General features: G+C 73.8%; 14 protein-coding genes. 3 read left to right on the top strand and 11 right to left on the bottom strand.

Annotation, left to right across the window (positions count from 1 at the left end; genetic code table 11):
• Nucleotides 1-71: 71 nt before the first annotated feature.
• From aspS to LQ327_RS30910, 5 genes are all read right to left on the bottom strand, one after another.
• Nucleotides 72-1,910, bottom strand: a complete 1,839-nt coding sequence (gene aspS / locus LQ327_RS30930) for an aspartate--tRNA ligase (RefSeq protein WP_230740097.1) — start codon at nucleotides 1,908-1,910, stop codon at nucleotides 72-74.
• 73 nt (nucleotides 1,911-1,983) lie between these two features.
• Nucleotides 1,984-2,394 carry a PPOX class F420-dependent oxidoreductase gene (locus LQ327_RS30925; RefSeq protein ID WP_230740094.1) on the bottom strand — a complete coding sequence of 137 codons (411 nt, stop codon included), beginning with the start codon at nucleotides 2,392-2,394 and terminating at the stop codon, nucleotides 1,984-1,986.
• Nucleotides 2,395-2,445: 51 nt separating this feature from the next.
• Nucleotides 2,446-3,390: an NAD(P)H-dependent flavin oxidoreductase gene (locus LQ327_RS30920; RefSeq protein WP_230740091.1), complete on the bottom strand. Its 945-nt coding sequence runs from the start codon at nucleotides 3,388-3,390 to the stop codon at nucleotides 2,446-2,448.
• Nucleotides 3,391-3,460: 70 nt separating this feature from the next.
• On the bottom strand, nucleotides 3,461-5,095 hold the full coding sequence (locus LQ327_RS30915; RefSeq protein WP_230740089.1) for a sulfatase family protein: 1,635 nt from the start codon (nucleotides 5,093-5,095) through the stop codon (nucleotides 3,461-3,463).
• A 99-nt stretch (nucleotides 5,096-5,194) separates the two neighbouring features.
• Nucleotides 5,195-6,754, bottom strand: a complete 1,560-nt coding sequence (locus LQ327_RS30910; protein WP_230740087.1) for an Rv2578c family radical SAM protein — start codon at nucleotides 6,752-6,754, stop codon at nucleotides 5,195-5,197.
• Nucleotides 6,755-6,865: 111 nt separating this feature from the next.
• Between LQ327_RS30910 and LQ327_RS30905 the strand changes: the two genes are divergently transcribed.
• Both LQ327_RS30905 and LQ327_RS30900 read left to right on the top strand, forming a co-directional pair.
• Nucleotides 6,866-8,233 (top strand): acyl-CoA dehydrogenase family protein, encoded by a 1,368-nt coding sequence (locus LQ327_RS30905; protein WP_230740085.1) that lies wholly within the window; start codon nucleotides 6,866-6,868, stop codon nucleotides 8,231-8,233.
• Between the two features lie 91 nt (nucleotides 8,234-8,324).
• Nucleotides 8,325-9,314: a hypothetical protein gene (locus LQ327_RS30900; protein ID WP_230740083.1), complete on the top strand. Its 990-nt coding sequence runs from the start codon at nucleotides 8,325-8,327 to the stop codon at nucleotides 9,312-9,314.
• 2 nt (nucleotides 9,315-9,316) lie between these two features.
• Here LQ327_RS30900 and eutC read toward each other — a convergent pair whose 3' ends face one another.
• The 4 genes from eutC to surE all read right to left on the bottom strand — a co-directional run bounded on the left by eutC (nucleotide 9,317) and on the right by surE (nucleotide 14,098).
• On the bottom strand, nucleotides 9,317-10,048 hold the full coding sequence (eutC, locus tag LQ327_RS30895; protein ID WP_230740081.1) for an ethanolamine ammonia-lyase subunit EutC: 732 nt from the start codon (nucleotides 10,046-10,048) through the stop codon (nucleotides 9,317-9,319).
• Nucleotides 10,045-11,442, bottom strand: a complete 1,398-nt coding sequence (locus LQ327_RS30890; protein WP_230740079.1) for an ethanolamine ammonia-lyase subunit EutB — start codon at nucleotides 11,440-11,442, stop codon at nucleotides 10,045-10,047. The genes eutC and LQ327_RS30890 overlap by 4 nt, the downstream gene beginning before the upstream one ends.
• 68 nt (nucleotides 11,443-11,510) lie before the next feature.
• Nucleotides 11,511-13,157, bottom strand: a complete 1,647-nt coding sequence (locus tag LQ327_RS30885; protein WP_230740077.1) for an NAD-dependent malic enzyme — start codon at nucleotides 13,155-13,157, stop codon at nucleotides 11,511-11,513.
• A gap of 65 nt (nucleotides 13,158-13,222) precedes the next feature.
• Nucleotides 13,223-14,098 (bottom strand): 5'/3'-nucleotidase SurE, encoded by an 876-nt coding sequence (gene surE / locus LQ327_RS30880; RefSeq protein WP_230740075.1) that lies wholly within the window; start codon nucleotides 14,096-14,098, stop codon nucleotides 13,223-13,225.
• A gap of 279 nt (nucleotides 14,099-14,377) precedes the next feature.
• On the opposite strand from surE, the gene LQ327_RS30875 reads away from it, so the two are divergent.
• The gene (locus LQ327_RS30875) at nucleotides 14,378-15,286 is read left to right on the top strand and encodes a DUF8692 domain-containing protein (protein WP_230740072.1); all 909 of its coding nucleotides are present in this window, start codon (nucleotides 14,378-14,380) and stop codon (nucleotides 15,284-15,286) included.
• A gap of 61 nt (nucleotides 15,287-15,347) precedes the next feature.
• On the opposite strand, the gene hisS is transcribed toward LQ327_RS30875, so the two are convergent.
• Both hisS and LQ327_RS30865 read right to left on the bottom strand, forming a co-directional pair.
• Nucleotides 15,348-16,616, bottom strand: coding sequence for a histidine--tRNA ligase (gene hisS / locus LQ327_RS30870; RefSeq protein WP_230740071.1), 1,269 nt, complete (start codon nucleotides 16,614-16,616; stop codon nucleotides 15,348-15,350).
• Between the two features lie 11 nt (nucleotides 16,617-16,627).
• Entirely contained in the window at nucleotides 16,628-17,320 is a 693-nt protein-coding gene (locus tag LQ327_RS30865; protein WP_230740070.1) for an MBL fold metallo-hydrolase, read from the bottom strand.
• Nucleotides 17,321-17,452: the final 132 nt, after the last annotated feature.

Here is a 17,452-nt window from a genome sequence, read left to right as displayed (position 1 = left end):
AACCCTACGTGCGCGGACGGCGGTGACCGATGTGACGTTCGCCGCCCACGGATCCGCAGCTCATCCGCAGCTCAGGCGCCGGTCGCGCCGCCGGAGCCGCTGTCCTCCACCGGCCGCTCCTGCGGCTTCACCGGGTTCGCCGGTGCCGGCTTGGAATCCACCCCGGCCTCCTTGCGCTGCAGTGCGGTGATCGGCGCGGGCGCGGCCGTCAGCGGGTCGTAGCCGCCGCCGGTCTTGGGGAACGCGATCACGTCGCGGATGGAGTCCATGCCGGAGAGCAGGGCGCAGATGCGGTCCCAGCCGAACGCGATCCCGCCGTGCGGCGGGGGGCCGTAGGAGAAGGCGTCGAGCAGGAAGCCGAACTTCTCGCGCTGCTCCTCCGGCGAGAGGCCCATCAGGGCGAACACCCGCTCCTGCACGTCCTGGCGATGGATACGGATGGACCCGCCGCCGATCTCGTTGCCGTTGCAGACCAGGTCGTAGGCGTAGGCCAGTGCGTTCGCCGGGTCGGACTCGAAGGAGTCCACCCACTCCGGGGTGGGCGAGGTGAAGGCGTGGTGCACCGCGGTCCACTGCCCGGACCCGACGGCGACGTCACCGGCGGCGGTGGCCTCGTCCGCGGCCTCGAACAACGGGGCGTCGACGATCCACACGAACGACCAGGACCCCTCCTCGATGAGCTCCAGCCGGCGCGCCACCTCGCCCCGGGCCGCGCCGAGCAGCGCCCGCGCCTCCGAGCGGGCGCCGGCGGCGAAGAAGACGCAGTCGCCCGGGTTCGCGCCGACGGCCTTGGCCAGGCCCTCGCGCTCGGCGTCGGACAGGTTCTTGGCGACGGGGCCGCCCATGCCGACCTGCCCGTCGTCGCCGACCAGCACGTACGCCAGGCCGCGGGCCCCGCGCTGCTTGGCCCACTCCTGCCACCCGTCGAAGGTCCGGCGGGCCTGCGAGGCGCCGCCGGGCATGACGATCGCGCCGACGTAGGGGTTGCGGAACACCCGGAACGGCGTCTCCGCGAAGTACTCGGTGAGCTCGGTGAGCTCGATCCCGAAGCGCAGGTCGGGCTTGTCCGAGCCGTACCGCGCCATGGCGTCGGCGTAGGTCATCCGCGGGATCGGTGTCCGGATCTCGTAGCCGGCCAGCTGCGACCACAGCGCCGACACGATCGCCTCGCCGAGCGCGATGACGTCGTCCTGGTCGACGAAGCTCGCCTCGATGTCGAGCTGGGTGAACTCCGGCTGGCGGTCGGCGCGGAAGTCCTCGTCGCGGTAGCAGCGGGCGATCTGGAAGTAGCGTTCCATGCCGGAGACCATCAGGAGCTGCTTGAACAGCTGCGGGGACTGCGGCAGCGCGTACCAGCTGCCGGGGCGCAGACGCGCGGGCACGAGGAAGTCGCGGGCGCCCTCCGGGGTCGACCGGGTCAGCGTCGGGGTCTCGATCTCGACGAACTCGCGGTCGTGCAGGACGTCGCGCGCGATCTTGTTCGCGTCGCTGCGCATCCGGATCGCCCGCCCCGGCCCCTCGCGGCGCAGGTCGAGGTAGCGGTAGCGCAGCCGGACGTCCTCACCGGGCGTCTCGTCCATCTGGAAGGGCAGCGGGGCCGACTCGGAGAGCACCGTCAGGCCGGTCGCGTTGACCTCGACGGCGCCGGTGGCCAGCTCGGCGTTCTCGCTGCCGCCGGGCCGGGCCTCCACAGCGCCCGTGACCTGCACGCAGTACTCCGAGCGTAGCCGGTGGCTGGCCTCGGCGACCTCCCCGGAGCGGAACACCACCTGCACCACGCCGGAGGCGTCGCGCAGGTCGATGAACACCACGCCGCCGTGATCCCGACGGCGGGCCACCCATCCGGCGAGGGTGACGGTGGCGCCGACGTTCTCGGCGCGCAGCGTGCCGGCGGGGTGCGTGCGCATCATCGGGGGTGAATCTCCTGGTCGTCGCGTCCGGTGTCTGGCGCATACACCAGACAACACCAGATTATTCGACGTCTCAGCCGCTCACGGTCGGGCCCGCCCGGTCGAGGTGGATGCGCACCGCGACCCGCTTCTCGCGCTCCATCGCCGCGTCGAAGTCCGCCCAGTCGGGGTGCTCCCCCGCGACCTGGCGGTAGAGCGCGCGCAGGTGCTCGAGCGCGCCGGGCAGGTCGACGATCTCCACGTCACCCTCGACCTGCGCCCACTCCCCGAAGAACCCGTCGTTGAGCACGGCGAGCCACGCGCGCGGCGTCCGGCGCAGGTTCCTCGTCTTCACCGCGGTCTCCCGGGTGCTGATGACGGCGGCGCCGTCCCCGTCGATCCCGACGGCGACCGGCGAGAGCTGCGGGGCGCCGTCGGAGCGGGTCGTCGCGAGGACGGCGTGGTGGTGGGTGCGGAGGAAGTCGCGTGCCGCGTCGAGGTCCATGTCCCCGGAGTATCCGCCGATCGGGCGGCGCGGGGGTCGTTCGACGGCGCGTCAGTCGACGACGGCGCGCCCGGCCCGGCGCAGCGCGTCCCCGGCCTCCGCGGCGACCGTGCCGACGATCTCGGCGGCGGGGACCAGGTCGGTCACGAGGTCGAGCGACTCCCCGGCCCAGACCACCTCGGTGTCGGTGAACTCCCGCCGTGCCCCGGCGTCGTCCCGGAGCTCCTCCTCGTGGTCGCGCCAGCGCCGGGAGAACGGGGTGCTCAGGGCCCGGCCGGTGTAGCGCCGGGGCCACGCCGACTCCCGGGCGATGTCGTACACCCGCGACCGCTCGGTGTCCTCCCCGCCGCTCTCGAGCAGGGCCTTCCCGTACGCGGCCGACACCAGCGCCTCCGGGCTGGCCAGCAGCCGGGTGCCGATCAGCGCGCCCGCCGCCCCGAGCGTCAGCGCCGCCGCCACCCCGCGCCCGTCGCCGATCCCACCCGCGGCCAGCACCGGGATGCCGCCGGCGAGGTCCGCCACGACCGGGACGAAGCCGAGCGTGCCGCGGGACCCGCCGTGCCCGCCGGCGTCGGAGCCCTGCGCGATGACGACGTCCGCGCCCAGCTCGACGGCCTGCCGCGCCTCCGCCAGATCGGTGACCATGAGGATCAGGGCCGCACCGCTGCCGCGGACCGCGTCGAGGTAGGGCGTCGGGTCACCGAAGGCGAGCATGATCGCGGCCGGTCCGCGCTCGAGCGTCCGCGCCACGAGATCGACGGGGGCCGCCCAGCACTGGAAGCCCGCGCCCCACGGCGCGGTCGTCGTCGCGGTGAGGACGTCGAGCTCGCGCTCCACCCACGCCGGGTCACCACCCGAACCGGCACCGAGCAGTCCCAGCCCGCCGCCGTTCGACACCGCCGCGGCCAGCGCGCCGCCCGCCGCACCGCCCATCGGGGCGAGCGCGATCGGGTGGGAGATCCCGAACCGCTCGGTGAACGTCGTCGACAGCGCCATCGCCGGGCCTCCTCGCGTGATCACGACGGGGCCCACCGTGCCCGACGGCGACGGGATCTCCCACCCGGCGTCAGGCCGACCGCCCGGCCGGCACGGCGTCCCCCCGCCATGTCGGCCAGCCGAGCAGCCGGGGACGCTCCGGGACCCAGGCGCGGGTGTCCGGGCCGATCTCGGCGTCGATGAGGGCCTCCAGGCGTCCGGAGAGCTCGGCGACGAGGTCGCGGTGCGCCGGGTCGGCGGCGAGGTTCACCTGCTCGTCGGGATCGGTCTCGCGGTCGTAGAGCACGACGTCGTTGTCGGCGAGCAGGCCGTCGAGGGTGCGGGGCCGGTTCGGCTCGAGCGGCGAGAAGTACCGCCCGAAGGTGTGGCGCCGGTCGGTGTAGCCGCGCAGGAACCCCCGTTTCGTCCAGTCCGGCCGAAGCTCGCCGGACCGGATCCCCCCGGCTCCCTCGTCGCCCAGGCGTCGCCAGAAGCCCGCGTCGAGGGTCGTGATCGCCTCGACCGCGGTGAGGACCCCCTCGCGGCCGCTCGAGCCGCCGTAGAGCGCGGGGACGAGGGACCGGCCGGGGAGGTCCGGGAACCGGGTGGCGATCTGGTCGCGGTCCAGCCCCGCGAGCTCGAGGACCGTGGGCGCCAGGTCGACCGCGGACGCCAGCTCGTCGGTCCGGGTACCGCCCGGCGCGTCGGGGTGGGCGATGACGAGGGGCACGTGGAAGTTCTCGTCGTAGACGAGGTTGCCCTTCTGGCGCAGGCCGTGCGAGCCGGCGAGCTCGCCGTGGTCGGAGGTGAAGACCACGACGGTCCGGTCGGCCTGACCGCTGGCGGCCAGCGCGTCGAGCACGACGGCGATGTTGCGGTCCACGTCGCGGGTGCAGTTGAGGTAGAAGCTCAGCCCCAGCCGCCAGCTCTGCTCGTCGACGACCGGACCGAACATCGTCCGCATGACGTCCGCGTACTCCCGGACGGCGGGAGCGGCGCCGGTGAGATCGTCGTGGTTGCTGTCGGGCACCTCGACGTCCCACGTCCGCCGGTAGAGCGGGATGTCGGCCGGCGGGCGGACCACCATCGCCTCGGCCAGGTTGGGCGGTGGGGTCACGGCCCGCCGGCCACCGTAGTCGTAGCTCATGACGTCGTGCGGGTTCACGAAGTTCACGGCGAGGAACCACGGCTGCTCGGCCCGCACCGAGGCGGCCCGGTTGCGCAGCCACTTCACCGCCTGCCCGGCGATCACCGGGTCGACCGTCAGTCCGGCCCAGGCCCCGCCGTCGAGGTCGCCCCAGTCGTTGAACTCCGAGAACCCGTACGGCTCGAGGGCGTGCTCGGTGCTGCGGGTGTCACCGGGTGCCCGGTAGGCGTTCGAGAGATGCCATTTCCCCTGGTAGGCGCAGTAGTAGCCGACCTCGCGCATCATCGTCCCGAGCGTGCCCAACGACGGGTCGAGCGGCCGGACGTAGGGCATGTTGTCGTTGTCGTAGATCTCGGTGTTCGGCATGTGGCGGCCGGTGTAGATCACCGAGCGGGACGAGCTGCACATCGCGGACGCCACGTAGTAGTGGTCGAAGGTCGTCCCGTTCTCCGCCAGGCGCTCGCGGGCGGAGAGGGCGAAGCCGTCCGCGCGGGGCAGGCGGTACCGCTCCTCGTCCGTCGTGATCAACAGGATGTTGGGTCGGCCGACGGCCGATCGTTCCGCGTCGTCGAGCGACATCGCCGACTCCTTCCACGATCACATCGGGACTCGGCGCCATGCTCGTGACGTCGCCGGTCCCGCGGCTCACCCACGGGGGATGAGTCGGTCGGGGAGTTGTCACAGCAGCGAGAGCTGCTCCGGCGGTGTCTCGGTGACGACGCGCTCCGGGACCTGCGGCATCGCGCCCTCCGGCCAGCCCTCGGGGTTCTCCGGCGCGGTCGACCGGCCCCCGGCCCGGCCGCCCATGTGGTGCCCCCCGCCGTCGAGCCCGTGACGACGGAGCAGCGGCGCCACCCGCGCCGCGAGGTCCTCCCGGTACGCCTTCTGCACGTAGGCCCCGCGCCGGTAGAGCTCAGCGTACCGCTCGAGCTGCTCCGGGCGCTCCCGGGCGAGCCAGCCGTGGAACCACTCGCGCGTCCCCGGCCGCAGGTGCAGGGCGAGCACCGAGACCCCGGCCGCGCCCGCCGCCGCGATCTCGGCGAGCAGTGCGTCGAGGGCCGCGTCGGAGTCGGTTAGCCCCGGCAGCACCGGCGCGACGAACACCCCGACCGGCAGGCCCGCGTCGGCGATCCGGCGGATCAGGTCCAGCCGGGCCCGCGGGGTCGGTGTGCCGGGTTCGACGGAGCGGTGCAACTCCGGGTCGAGCAGGGCCAGCGAGACGCCGACGCCGACCGGGACGTCCCGGCCCGCCGCGACGATCTCCGGCAGGTCGCGGGCGAGCAGCGTCCCCTTGGTGAGGATCGAGAGCGGGGTGCCCGAGCGTCCCAGCGCCCGGATGATCCCCGGCATCAGCCGGTAGCGGCCCTCGGCGCGCTGGTAGGGGTCGGTGTTGGTGCCCATCGCGACGTGCTCGCGGGTCCAGCGCGACGACCGCAGTTCCCGGGCGAGCACCTCCGGCGCGTTGAGCTTCACGACCACCTGGCGGTCGAAGTCCTCGCCCGCGTCGAGGTCGAGGTAGGTGTGGGTGTTGCGCGCGAAGCAGTTGTGGTGGATCAGGCCGGCGGCCACGTAGTCGCCCGTCCCGGTGCTGACGTCGTAGACCACCTCCCGGCCCGCCGGCTCGACGGCGACCACCGTGCGGTCGGCGCCGCGGGAGTCGGCCAGCACGTCCCGCACCCCGGCGAGCCCGGGCGCGGCCAGCGTCTCCGCCCCGACGAGGACGTCTCCCGGCACGAGCCACACGCCGTCGTCGCCGGCGCACCCCTCGCGGACGACGTGGCGCCACCCGACCGTGGTGAGGACGCGGTGCTCGGGCCCGGTGACGACCTCGGTGCCGTCGGCCAGGCGCATTCGCACCACGTCGACCGTCCGCGACCAGTGGGCGGTGACCTCGGTGCGCACGAGCCGCCGCAGCCCGGCCTCCGCGACGCTCCCGACGACCGCGTCGCCCACCCGCAGCCGCTCCATCGGCACCGTGCCGCCGTCGGCGCGGAGGACCGGCGTCGACCCGATCACGCAATAGGTACAGGCGTGCGAACAGCCGCGGTACGGGTTGACCGTCCACGAGAAGGGCATCGGCGAGCCGCCCGGCACCTTGTTGAGCACCGAGCGGGCCCGGACCTCGTGGAACGTCACGCCCTGGAACTCCGGCGTGCGCACGCTGCGGACGAGACCCTTGAGGGCGGGCATGCCGGGGAGCGCCCCGTCGTCGGTCACCTGCTGCCCCGCCCATCGCATGGCTTCATTCGAACACGTGTTCGCATGAACGGCAAGCGTCGGCCCGCGAGGTTTCGGTACCGCCGGTACGCGGTATTTGCGGTCACCGGATCCGGCAGGAGGCAGCGACCGATGAGCGGCTTCACCCTCGAACTCACGCCCGCCCACCACGAGCTCGTGCGGCGGGCCCACGCGTTCAGCGAGGACGTGATCCGTCCGGCTGCACCCACGTACGACGAGCTCCAGGAGTGCCCCTGGGAGATCGTCGAGGCCGCGGCGCGCGCGGGCTTCTACAACCCGCTCTTCTACGCCGACCTGATCTCGGACCCGACGGGGCTGTCGCTGCCGCTGTTCCTCGAGGAGATCTTCTGGGGCTGCGCGGGCATCGGCCTGACGATCGTGCTGCCCGCGCTCGCGCTCTCCGCGCTGAACCAGGCGGGCACCCCCGAGCAGATCGCCCGCTGGGCGCCCGAGATGTTCGGCTCCCCCGGCGACATCAAGCTCGCCGCCCTCGCGGTCTCCGAACCGCAGGGCGGCAGCGACGTCGCGAAGCTGCAGACGCGAGCCGTCAAGGACGGTGACGAGTGGGTCCTCGACGGCACCAAGATCTGGATCGGCAACGGCGGCATCGCCGACGTCACGATCGTCAACGCCGTCGTCGACCCTGACCTCGGCACCAAGGGCCAGGCCATGTTCGTCGTCGGCAAGGACACGCCGGGGATGGAGCAGGTCCGCCGGCTCGACAAGCTCGGGCACCGCGCGTCGCACACCGCGGAGCTCGCGTTCACCGGCTGCCGCATCCCCGCGGAGAACCTCCTCGGCGGCGAGGGCAAGCTGAACCACAAGCTGGAGAAGGCCCGGCGGGGTGAGGGCCGCTCGGCGGCGCTCGGGACCTTCGAGCAGACCCGCCCGATGGTGGCCGCGATGGCGCTCGGCGTCGCGCGGGCCTCGTTCGAGTACGCCTGCGACTACGCCTCGCGCCGCGAGGCCTTCGGTGGCCCGATCATCGAGAACCAGGGCGTCTCGTTCCCGCTGGCCGACCTCGCCGCGGACATCGACGCGGCCCGCCTGCTGTGCTGGCGCGCGTCGTGGATGGCCGCGAACGGCGTGCCCTTCCACCTCGGCGAGGGCTCGATGTCCAAGCTCAAGGCCTCCGAGGTCGCCGTCCGGGCCGCCGAGCAGGCCGTCCAGGTCTGCGGCGGCTGGGGCTACGTGAGCGACCTGCCGGTCGAGAAGTGGTACCGCGACGCGAAGCTGTACACGATCTTCGAGGGCACCAGCGAGATCCAGCGGATGGTCATCGGCCGCACCCTGGCCACCGAGGCGGTCAAGGGCCCGCAGCACCACCAGCTGCCCGGCGACCACGGCGGGCTGTCGCGGCGGTTCGGGCACGGCTCCCTGGCCCGCGCCCGGGCCGGCGAGGCGTTCCTGAAGCTCGCGAAGAACGCCCCGCACGCGCTGCTCGAGCTCGGCGGACGGCTCGCCTCCCCGGGACGGTGATCATCGCCGCCGCGTCGCCGACGCGGCCCGACCGGCGACCCTCTAGGGTCGGCCCCCGAATCCGCCGCAGGCCCGAACGAGGTGCAGCCCCATGCCGGAGTCCTCGACGCCGAGGTCACCTGCCCCCGCGTCGACCGGGCCAGGGGTGCTCGACACCGTCTACGCGCTGGCCGCGGCCTCGGCGCGCACCGCGGTGGAGCTGACGTTGTCCGGCCCGGCCATCGTCCGGGGGCTGGCCGGGGCCGCGCAGTCGGTCACCACGGACCTCGGACCGCTCGTCGGCGACGCCCTGCGGGCCCTCCCCCGGGTCGCCGTCGTGCTCGAGGCGCTGCTGCCGCTCGCCCGCGACCTGCAGCACTCGCTGGACCGGCTCGCCGAGGTCGGGCCCGACCTGCACGCCTTGGCCGAGGCCGTACCCGCGCTGCAGCAGCTCGGCGGGGCGGCCGAGGACATCCACACCCTGGCGGAGGCCGCCCCGGCGCTGGCGAAGCTCGGCGAGGCCGCGGACGACATCCACGCGCTGGCCGAGGCGGTCCCGGCGCTGCAACAGCTGGGAGCGGCCGCGGAGGACATCAGTGCGCTGCGCGAGGCCGTGCCCGCCCTGGTCCAGCTGGGCGCCGCCGCGGAGGACATCAGTGCGCTGCGCGAGGCCGTGCCCGCCCTGGTCCAGCTCGGCGGCGCGTCGGAGGACATCCGCGCGCTCACCGCCGCCGTCGACCCGCTGACCCGGCTCGCGGCGATGGAGCACGACCTGCGCCGCGTCGCCGACGCCGTCCCCGAGGTCGAGAAGATCACCGGGGCGATCTCCCACGTCGAGGTGCTCGCCCGCCACGCGGACACCACCTTCCCGGAGATGCCGCCCCGGCTGCAGGAGCTCGACAGCTCCCTCTCGGTGGCCGCCGCCGAGCTGGTCAAGGTCACCCCGGACCTGCGCACCGTCGCGGGCCGCATCGAGGAGCTCGACGGACAGATCAAGGTGCTCGCCGACGCCCTCGCTCCGCTGCAGGGCACCACCGAGCGCCTCGGTCGGCTGGTGGACCGGCTGCCGCAGCGCACCCGGCAGCGGGCCGTCGAGGGCTGAGGTCAGCCCAACGCCGCCCCGGTGTCCTTGAGCTCGACCCCGGACAGACCGCGTCGCCGTGACTCGGTCAGCAGCGCGGCGAGCACCTCCGCCGCGTGGTCGTAGGACAGCCCGTGCGGCGGGCGGATGTTGGACACGCAGTTGCGCTCGGAGTCGACCAGGCCCGCTCGCGGGCCCCAGGTCAGGTAGGCGCCCAGCGAGTCCGGCGCGGACATCCCCGGTCGCTCGCCGACGAGCACCAGCACCATGGCCGCCCCCAGCCGTGCCCCGACGTCGTCGCCGAGCGCGACCCGCGCCTGCGTCGCGACGACGGGCGGCGCGACCGCCCAGCCCGCCAGGCGGGGCAGCAGTGCGGCGAGCAGGCCCGCGGCGTGGGACTGCACGGCGCGGGCGGACAAGCCGTCGGCGACGACGACGGCGAGGTCCCATCCGTCCGGTCCGGCGTCGAGCTCGGTGTCCTCGGCGAGGCGTCGTCCCAGGTCGGGACGCTGCAGGTACTCCGCGCGGTCGGCCGCCTCACTGGCCACGCGCACGACGTCGAGCCCGCTCGCCTCCTGCAGGTGCGCCGCGAGCGTGTCGACGTCGAGCGGCGAGTGGACCGCGTCGCGGGCCAGGGCGTGCGCGGCGTCGAGGCGCAGGATCTCCGCGGTGGGCAACGCGTCGCCGGCGCGGCCGAGCCCGACGCGCGCCTGGGTCGCCTGCCGCAGCAGCCGCCAGGCGTCGGGGGCGCTCACCGGCCCAGTCCGCTCGTCAGGGCCGGCAGGGCGCCGGGATCGAGCGGCGGGACGCGCCCGGCGTCGTCGAGCAGTCCGACGGAGGCCAGCCAGGACTCGAACTCCGGGGCCGGGCGCAGCCCGAGCACCTGCCGCACGCCGAGCACGTCGGTGAACGACAACGACTGGTAGGCGAGCATCACGTCGTCCCCGCCCGGCACGCAGATGACGAAGGAGCACCCGGCGGTCGCGAGCGTGACGAGCAGGGTGTCCATGTCGTCCGCGTCGGCCTCGGCGTGGTTGGTGTAGCAGACGTCGACGCCCATCGGGACGCCCAGCAACTTCCCGCAGAAGTGGTCCTCCAGCCCGGCGCGGAGGATCTGCTTGCCGTCGTAGAGGTACTCCGGCCCGATGAACCCGACGACGGTGTTCACCAGCAGCGGGTCGAACGCCCGGCACACCGCGTAGGCCCGGGCCTCGAGGGTCTGCTGGTCGACGGGACCGCCGACGCCGTGGTGCGCGTCGGCGGAGAGCGCCGAGCCCTGCCCGGTCTCGAAGTACATGACCTGGTTCCCGACGATGCCGCGCTCCAGCGCGAGCGCCGCCTCCCGCGCCTCGCTCAGCTGGTCGAGCGTCACCCCGAACCCGCGGTTCGCTGCCTGCGTCCCGGCCACCGACTGGAACACCAGGTCGATCGGCGCACCCTCGGCGAGCAGGTCGAGCGTCGTCGTCACATGGGTGAGCACGCAGGACTGGACGGGGGCGTCGATCCGCTGCCGGGCGTCGTCGATCAGCTCCAGCAGCGCCCGGACGGTCGCGGGCCGGTCGGTGGCGGGGTTGATCCCGACGACGGCGTCCCCGGACCCGTGCAGCAGGCCGTCGACGAGGCTCGCGGTGATCCCCACCGGGTCGTCGGTGGGGTGGTTGGGCTGCAGCCGGGTCGCGAGGCGTCCGGGCAGCCCGACGGTGGTGCGGAACCCGGTGACGACGCGAGTCTTGGCGGCGATCCCGACGAGGTCGGCCACCCGGCACAGCTTGGCGACCGCCGCGACCATCTCCGGGGTCAGGCCGGGGGCGAGCGCGGACAGCGTGGCCGCGTCGGTGTCCCAGGCCAGCAGCCGGTCGCGGAGGCCGCCGACGGTCAGCGAGCGGACCGGCGCGAAGGCCTCGGCGTCGTGGGTGTCGAGGATGAGCCGGGTGACGTCGTCGGTGTCCGGGTCGACGACCGGCTCGTCGAGGAAGTGGGTCAGCGGCAGGTCCGCGAGCGCGGTGCGGGCCGCCACCCGCTCGGCGGCGCTGGACGCGGCACAGCCCGCGAGCACGTCGCCGGAGCGTGGCGGGGAGGCCTTGGCGAGCAGGTCGCGCAGGCCGCCGAAGCGGTAGGAGTGCCCGCCGACGGTCGCCGTCCAGCTCATGTCCGCCAGCCTGACCCGCGCACGCCCGTCGCGGGTGACGGTCAGGTCAACGCCCGGACTCCGTCGTATCAGTAGCCGGGCGACCAGCGGGTGCGACGGATCGCGGCGCGCAGCTCGTCGTCGTCGGCCTTCGGGGCGACCCCGTCCGCGACCGCCTGCGCCGCGACCGCGAGCGCGATGCCGTCCGCGACGTCGCGGACGTCGGCCCAGGCCGGGAGCAGCGGGGCGTGACTGTCGGCCAGGGCGGGTGAGGCGTCGCCGAGGGCGCGGGCGGCGGCGCGCATCATCGCGTCGGTCACCCGGGTCGCCCGCGCCGCGGTCACCGCGAGGCCGACCGCCGGGAAGATGTAGACGTTGTTGCACTGGGCGACGGGGATGTCCCTATCGGCGTGCTCCCCTTTCTGGTCGCGCGACAGTGGCGGGAACGGCGAGCCGGTGGCGATCAGCGCCTTCCCGTCCGTCCAGTCGTCGACGTCGGCGGGACGGGCCTCGGCGTTCGAGGTCGGGTTCGACAGCGGGAAGACGATCGGCCGGTCGACCTTCGCGGCCATCGTCCGGATGATCTCCTCGGTGAACGCGCCCTGCGCGGTGGAGAGGCCGAGCAGCACCCCGACGTCGAGGTGCTCGACGAGGTCGCCGAGCCCGGGGAGGCCGTCCACGCCCCAGCCGGAGACGTCCGACGGGTCGTGGGCGAAGGCCCGCTGGTCGTCGGAGAGGTCGTCGCGGTCGGTGGTGAGCAGCCCGCGGACGTCGACGACCCAGCAGTGCGCCCGGGCCTCGTCGTCGGACGCGCCCTCGTCGATCATCTCCTGGCGGACCATGTCCATGACGCCGATGCCCGCCGAGCCGGCGCCGAGCATGACGACCTGCTGGTCGCGCAGCCGCGTCCCCGCGACCGCGGCGGCCCCCTGCAGCGCGCCGAGGGCGACGGCGGCGGTGCCCTGGATGTCGTCGTTGAAGGTGAGCAGCCGGTCGCGGTAGCGCTCGAGGATCGGCGCGGCGTGCGGCGTCGCGAAGTCCTCCCACTGCAGCAGGACGTCGGGCATCTCGTCCTCGACGGCGGCGACGATGTCCTCGACGAAGGCGACGTAGGCCTCGTCGTCGATCCGGCGGTGCCGCCAGCCGAGGTAGAACTCGTCGTCGAGCAGGTCGGCGTTGTCGGTGCCGACGTCGAGGAGGATCGGCAGCGTGCGGGCCGGGTCGATGCCCCCGATGAGTGTGTAGAGCGACAGCTTCCCGACGGGGATCCCCATCCCGCCGACGCCCTGGTCGCCGATGCCGAGAATGCGCTGACCGTCGGTCACGACGATGACGTCGACGTCGGAGTGCGGCCGGTTGCGCAGCATCTCGCGCAGGTGCTCACGGTCCGGCCACGACAGGTAGAGGCCGCGCGGGCGGCGCCACAGCTCGGAGAAGCGGCGGCAGCCCTCGGCGACCGTCGGGGTGTAGACCAGCGGCAGCGCGGTGGGCACGTCCGCGGCGAGCACCGAGTAGAAGAGGTTCTCGTTGCGGTCCTGCAGCGAGCGCAGATAGACGTAGCGGTCGAGGTCGGTCGCCTGGCGCCGCACCTCGTTCCAGGAGCGGCGCACCTGCTCGTCGAGCGTGGTCACCGAGTGCGGGAGCAGGCCGAGCAGCCCGTGCTCGCGGCGCTGCGCCTCGGTGAACGCGGTCCCCTTGGTGCGGAGCGGATCGTTGAGTAGCGGGCTCGGCTCCATCGTCGGGACTCCGTCCCTCGTGCGTGTGTTTCCGTGTCGGGACACGGAAACACACGCACATGGCGTCAGCCGAACCCTGCGAGCCGATCCCGCACCGAGGGCGGCGCCCCGTCCTTCCCGTCCGCGTCCAGCTCGGCGATCGTGGCCCGGCCGCGGCCGAGCCCGCCGTCGTTGTCGTCGCCCGGGCTGTCGAGCTTCATCCGGTCACCCTCGAGGGTGATCTCCTGCGCGGGCAGCCAGGCGAGGCCGGACGCCTGCTTCACCGGGTGGTTGACGTTGAGCACCAGGCCGGGGGCGAACGGCGGCCGGGCGGTGGCGAGCGCTCCGACGAGCCGTACGACGAAGGCCGCGGTCGGCTCGCAGTCGGACTCGTCCTCGGCGCGGTCGGTGGACACCGCGATCGCGGGGAGCCCGGCGTGCGCCGCGGTCACCGCCGCGCCGACGGTGCCCGACTCGGTGATCCCCGACCCGGTGTTGCGGCCCAGGTTGGTACCCGACACCACCAGGTCCGGCGGCCGGCCCGCCGCCCGCAGCGCGGCGAGTCCGGCGATCACCGCGTCGGCGGGGGTGCCGGTCACGGTGCGGACGCCGGGATCGTCGGTGTTGTGCAGCGTCTGCTTGCCGCTGGTCTCGGCCCCCGACCCGCTCCGGTTGCCGTCCGGGGCCACCGTGCTGACGTCGTAGCCGGCCCGGGTCAGCGCGGCGCGCACCGCCCGGATGCCGCCGGCGGAGTACCCGTCGTCGTCGGTCAGCAGGATGCGCAGCGGGGCGGGCCTCGGTGCGACGGTCGTGGTGGTCCCGGCGACCGGGCTGACCGGGGCGGTGCTCGAGGGCGGGCCGGCGGCCGGCGGAGGTGCCGGGCTCGCGCACCCGGTCAGGGCTCCGACGACGACCGCCACGACGATCAGCAGGGCGCCGGTCGCGGCCCGGGATCCGCTCATGGGGGGTCTCCGGCTGGTCGGTACCGACGGTTCGTGCCGACGGCGCGGGCGGGGATCGGGCGTGATCCTAGGAGGACCCGGGCGAATCGGACGCCTCGACCGGCCGTCCGTCGTGATCGACCCGCCGCCTGCCGACACGGATCATCCGGGCACGACCCGACATCGCTCGTTGGTGGGGTGCTCATTACCCTCCCGTTCACTTCGTCGTTGCGGGAACGACGGCGTTCGTTCAGCGGCGAGCGGGAGCCGCACCCACCGACGGTGATCGGAGGCTCGACCGTGACGACCCCCTCCCCCACGGGAGCTCACCCCGCCGGTCCGGTGCCGGCCGATCGCAGTGACCTGGCCGAGGCGGGCCGGATGCTCCTGCGCTCGGTGCTGCCGGCGGCCGTGTTCCTGGGCATCGCGCTCACGATCTACGGCGGGACCGGGCACGACCTGACGATCGTGCTGCAGGACCGCTTCCCCGAGGACTCCGAGTACTCGGGGCTCTTCACGATCATGTTCTCGAGCGCGCTGATGGTGTGCGCCGGGATCGCGCTCGGCTCGCTCGTCGTCTCCCGCGCGTGGTCCCGCAGCACCGGCGACGAGGGCGCGACCTCACCCGCGCAGACCGCCGGGCTCGCCGTGGCGATCCTGTGCATCTGGCTGGGCTTCGACGACATGATGATGGTCCACGACGCCGTGCTGCCCGGGATGGGGATCCCGGAGAACGCCGGCCTCGCGGTGTACGCCGTGATCGGCATCGTGCTCGTGGCCTGGGCGTTCGGCCCGCTGCGCCGCGAGCGGCTCGGCCTGACCTTCCTCTGCGCCCTCGCCCTGCTCGGCGGCTCGCTCGTGGGTGACGAGGCCGAGGACTTCTTCGAGAACCGCATCCCGCCGTTGGCCACGTTCCTCGGGCACGCGGAGGACGTCGTCAAGTTCCTGGGCTACGTCGCGTTCTGCCACCTGTGCGTGCTGCTCGCCCGCCGGGTCATGGCCCGGACGCTGCAGGCGGCGACGGAGCGGTCGGCGCGCGAGGCGGTGGAGCGCTCCGGCCGGACGGGGCAGGTCCCGATGCGGGTGACATCGTCAGGTCGGCGGAGCGCGACGCCCGCCGCCGACCGACGGGTGGGCGCGGCCGCCGTCGTGCCCGAGGTGCCGTCCCCGGCCGACGATCTGACGACGCCGTTCCCGCAGGTGCGGTAGGTGCGCTTCACGCCTGTGAGCACTGAGTGACGCCCTTGCGTCACTCAGTGCTCACAGGCCGTCAGGCACCCAGCGCCCGGTCCACGGCCGCGACGGCCCCGTCGAGCGGCACCTCGGTCTGCGAGCCGTCGGTGAGGTCCTTGAGCTGGATGACACCGGCCTCGAGGTCGCGCTCACCCAGCACCAGCGCGTAGCGCGCGCCGGACCGGTCGGCGGCCTTCATCGCGCCCTTGAGCCCGCGCCCGCCATAGGCGAGGTCGGCCCGGATCCCGCCGCGGCGCAGGGCCCCGACGATGCCGACCAGCCGGTCCCGCGCCGACTCCCCCAGCGGCACGCCGAACACCTCGACCCGGCGCGCGGGGGCGACCTCGAGCCCCTCGGCCTGGCAGGCGAGCAGGGTCCGGTCGACGCCGATGCCGAAGCCGACCCCGGACAGCGCCTGTCCGCCGAGCTCGGCCATGAGCCCGTCGTAGCGCCCGCCGCCGCCGATCCCGGACTGCGACCCGAGCCCGTCGTGGACGAACTCGAACGTCGTCTTCGTGTAGTAGTCCAGGCCGCGGACCATCCACGGGTTCTCGGTGTACGGGACGCCGAGCTCGTCTAGGTAGCCCAGCACCTTGCGGTGGTGCGCGGCGGCCTCGTCGGACAGGTGGTCGACCATCAGCGGCGCGTCGGCGAGCTGCTCGCGGACCTCCGGTCGCTTGTCGTCGAGCACCCGCAGCGGGTTGATCCGGGCGCGTCCCCGGGTGGGCTCGTCGAGGTCCAGCTTCTCGAGGAACCGGGTCAGCTCGGCGCGGTAGGCCGGGCGCGTCGTCGCGTCGCCGAGGCTGGTGATCTCGAGGCGGTGCCCGGTGATCCCCAGGGCCCGGAACCCGGCGTCGGCGACGGCGAGCACCTCGGCGTCGAGCGCGGGGTCGTCCACCCCGATCGCCTCGACGCCGACCTGCTGCAGCTGCCGGTACCGGCCCGCCTGCGGACGCTCGTAGCGGAAGAACGGCCCGGCGTAGCGCAGCTTGACCGGCAGCGTCCCGCGGTCCAGGCCGTGCTCGATCACGGAGCGGACGACGCCGGCGGTCCCCTCGGGGCGCAGCGTCACCGACCGGCCGCCGCGGTCGGCGAACGAGTACATCTCCTTGGAGACGACGTCGGTGGACTCGCCGACCCCGCGGGCGTAGAGCGCGGTGTCCTCGAACACCGGCAGCTCGAGGTGGGCGTAGCCGGCGCGGTCGGCCTCGCGGATCAGGGTGTCGCGCACCGCGACGAACTCGGGCCCGACGTACTCGGGGATGCCCTTCGGCGCGGTGAAGCCGCCGGGCGGGATCTCGGCCATGCGGCCTTCCTCTAGAGGTTCCTGCCGGGCGCGTTCTGGGGGCCCTGCAGGAAGGGGTTGGTGTGCCGCTCGTCGCCGATGGTGGTCGGCTGCCCGTGCCCGGGCAGCACCGCGGTCTCGTCGGGCAGCGACAGGAGCTTGGTCTGCAGGCTCGTCATCATCTCCTCGAGCGAGCCGCCGGGGAGATCGGTGCGCCCGATGCCGCCCTGGAACAGGGTGTCCCCGGCGAGCACGAACGGCGCGCCGTCCTCGGTGGCGCTGCGGAAGACGACCGAGCCCCGGGTATGGCCCGGGGTGTGGTCGACGGTGAGGCTCAGCCCGGCGAGATCCAGCGTGGCGCCGTCGGTGAGCGTCTCGACCTGCTTCGGCTCCCGGAACTCCAGCCCCGGGTACATCGCGGCGAGCTGGGACCCCATCTCGCCGACGCCCTTGAGCGGGTCGGCGAGCATGAACCGGTCCTCGGGGTGGATCCACGCCGGGATGTCGTCACCGTCGCAGACCGGGGTCACCGACCACATGTGGTCGAGGTGCCCGTGGGTGAGCAGCACCGCCACCGGCGAGAGCTTCCGCTCGGCCAGCACCTTGCGCAGCGGCTCCTCGGCCTCCTGCCCCGGGTCGACCACGACGCAGGGACCGCCCTCGTCGGGCGCCACCACGAAGCAGTTGGTCTGGAAGCTCCCGGCCGGGAATCCGGCGACCAGCACGTCCTCGTCCTCCTCGGTTGGACCTGGACCGCCAGCCTAGTGGTCACCCTCGACGGCGATCGGACTCAGGTGAGCGGCCCTGATCGACGCCCTCCGTGACGCGTCGGTCCTGACCTGGTCGGACTCACCGGA

Source organism: Actinomycetospora endophytica (assembly GCF_021026375.1).
In the GTDB taxonomy this organism is placed as follows: domain Bacteria; phylum Actinomycetota; class Actinomycetes; order Mycobacteriales; family Pseudonocardiaceae; genus Actinomycetospora; species Actinomycetospora endophytica.
This window is presented reverse-complemented; position numbering and strand designations above follow the sequence as displayed.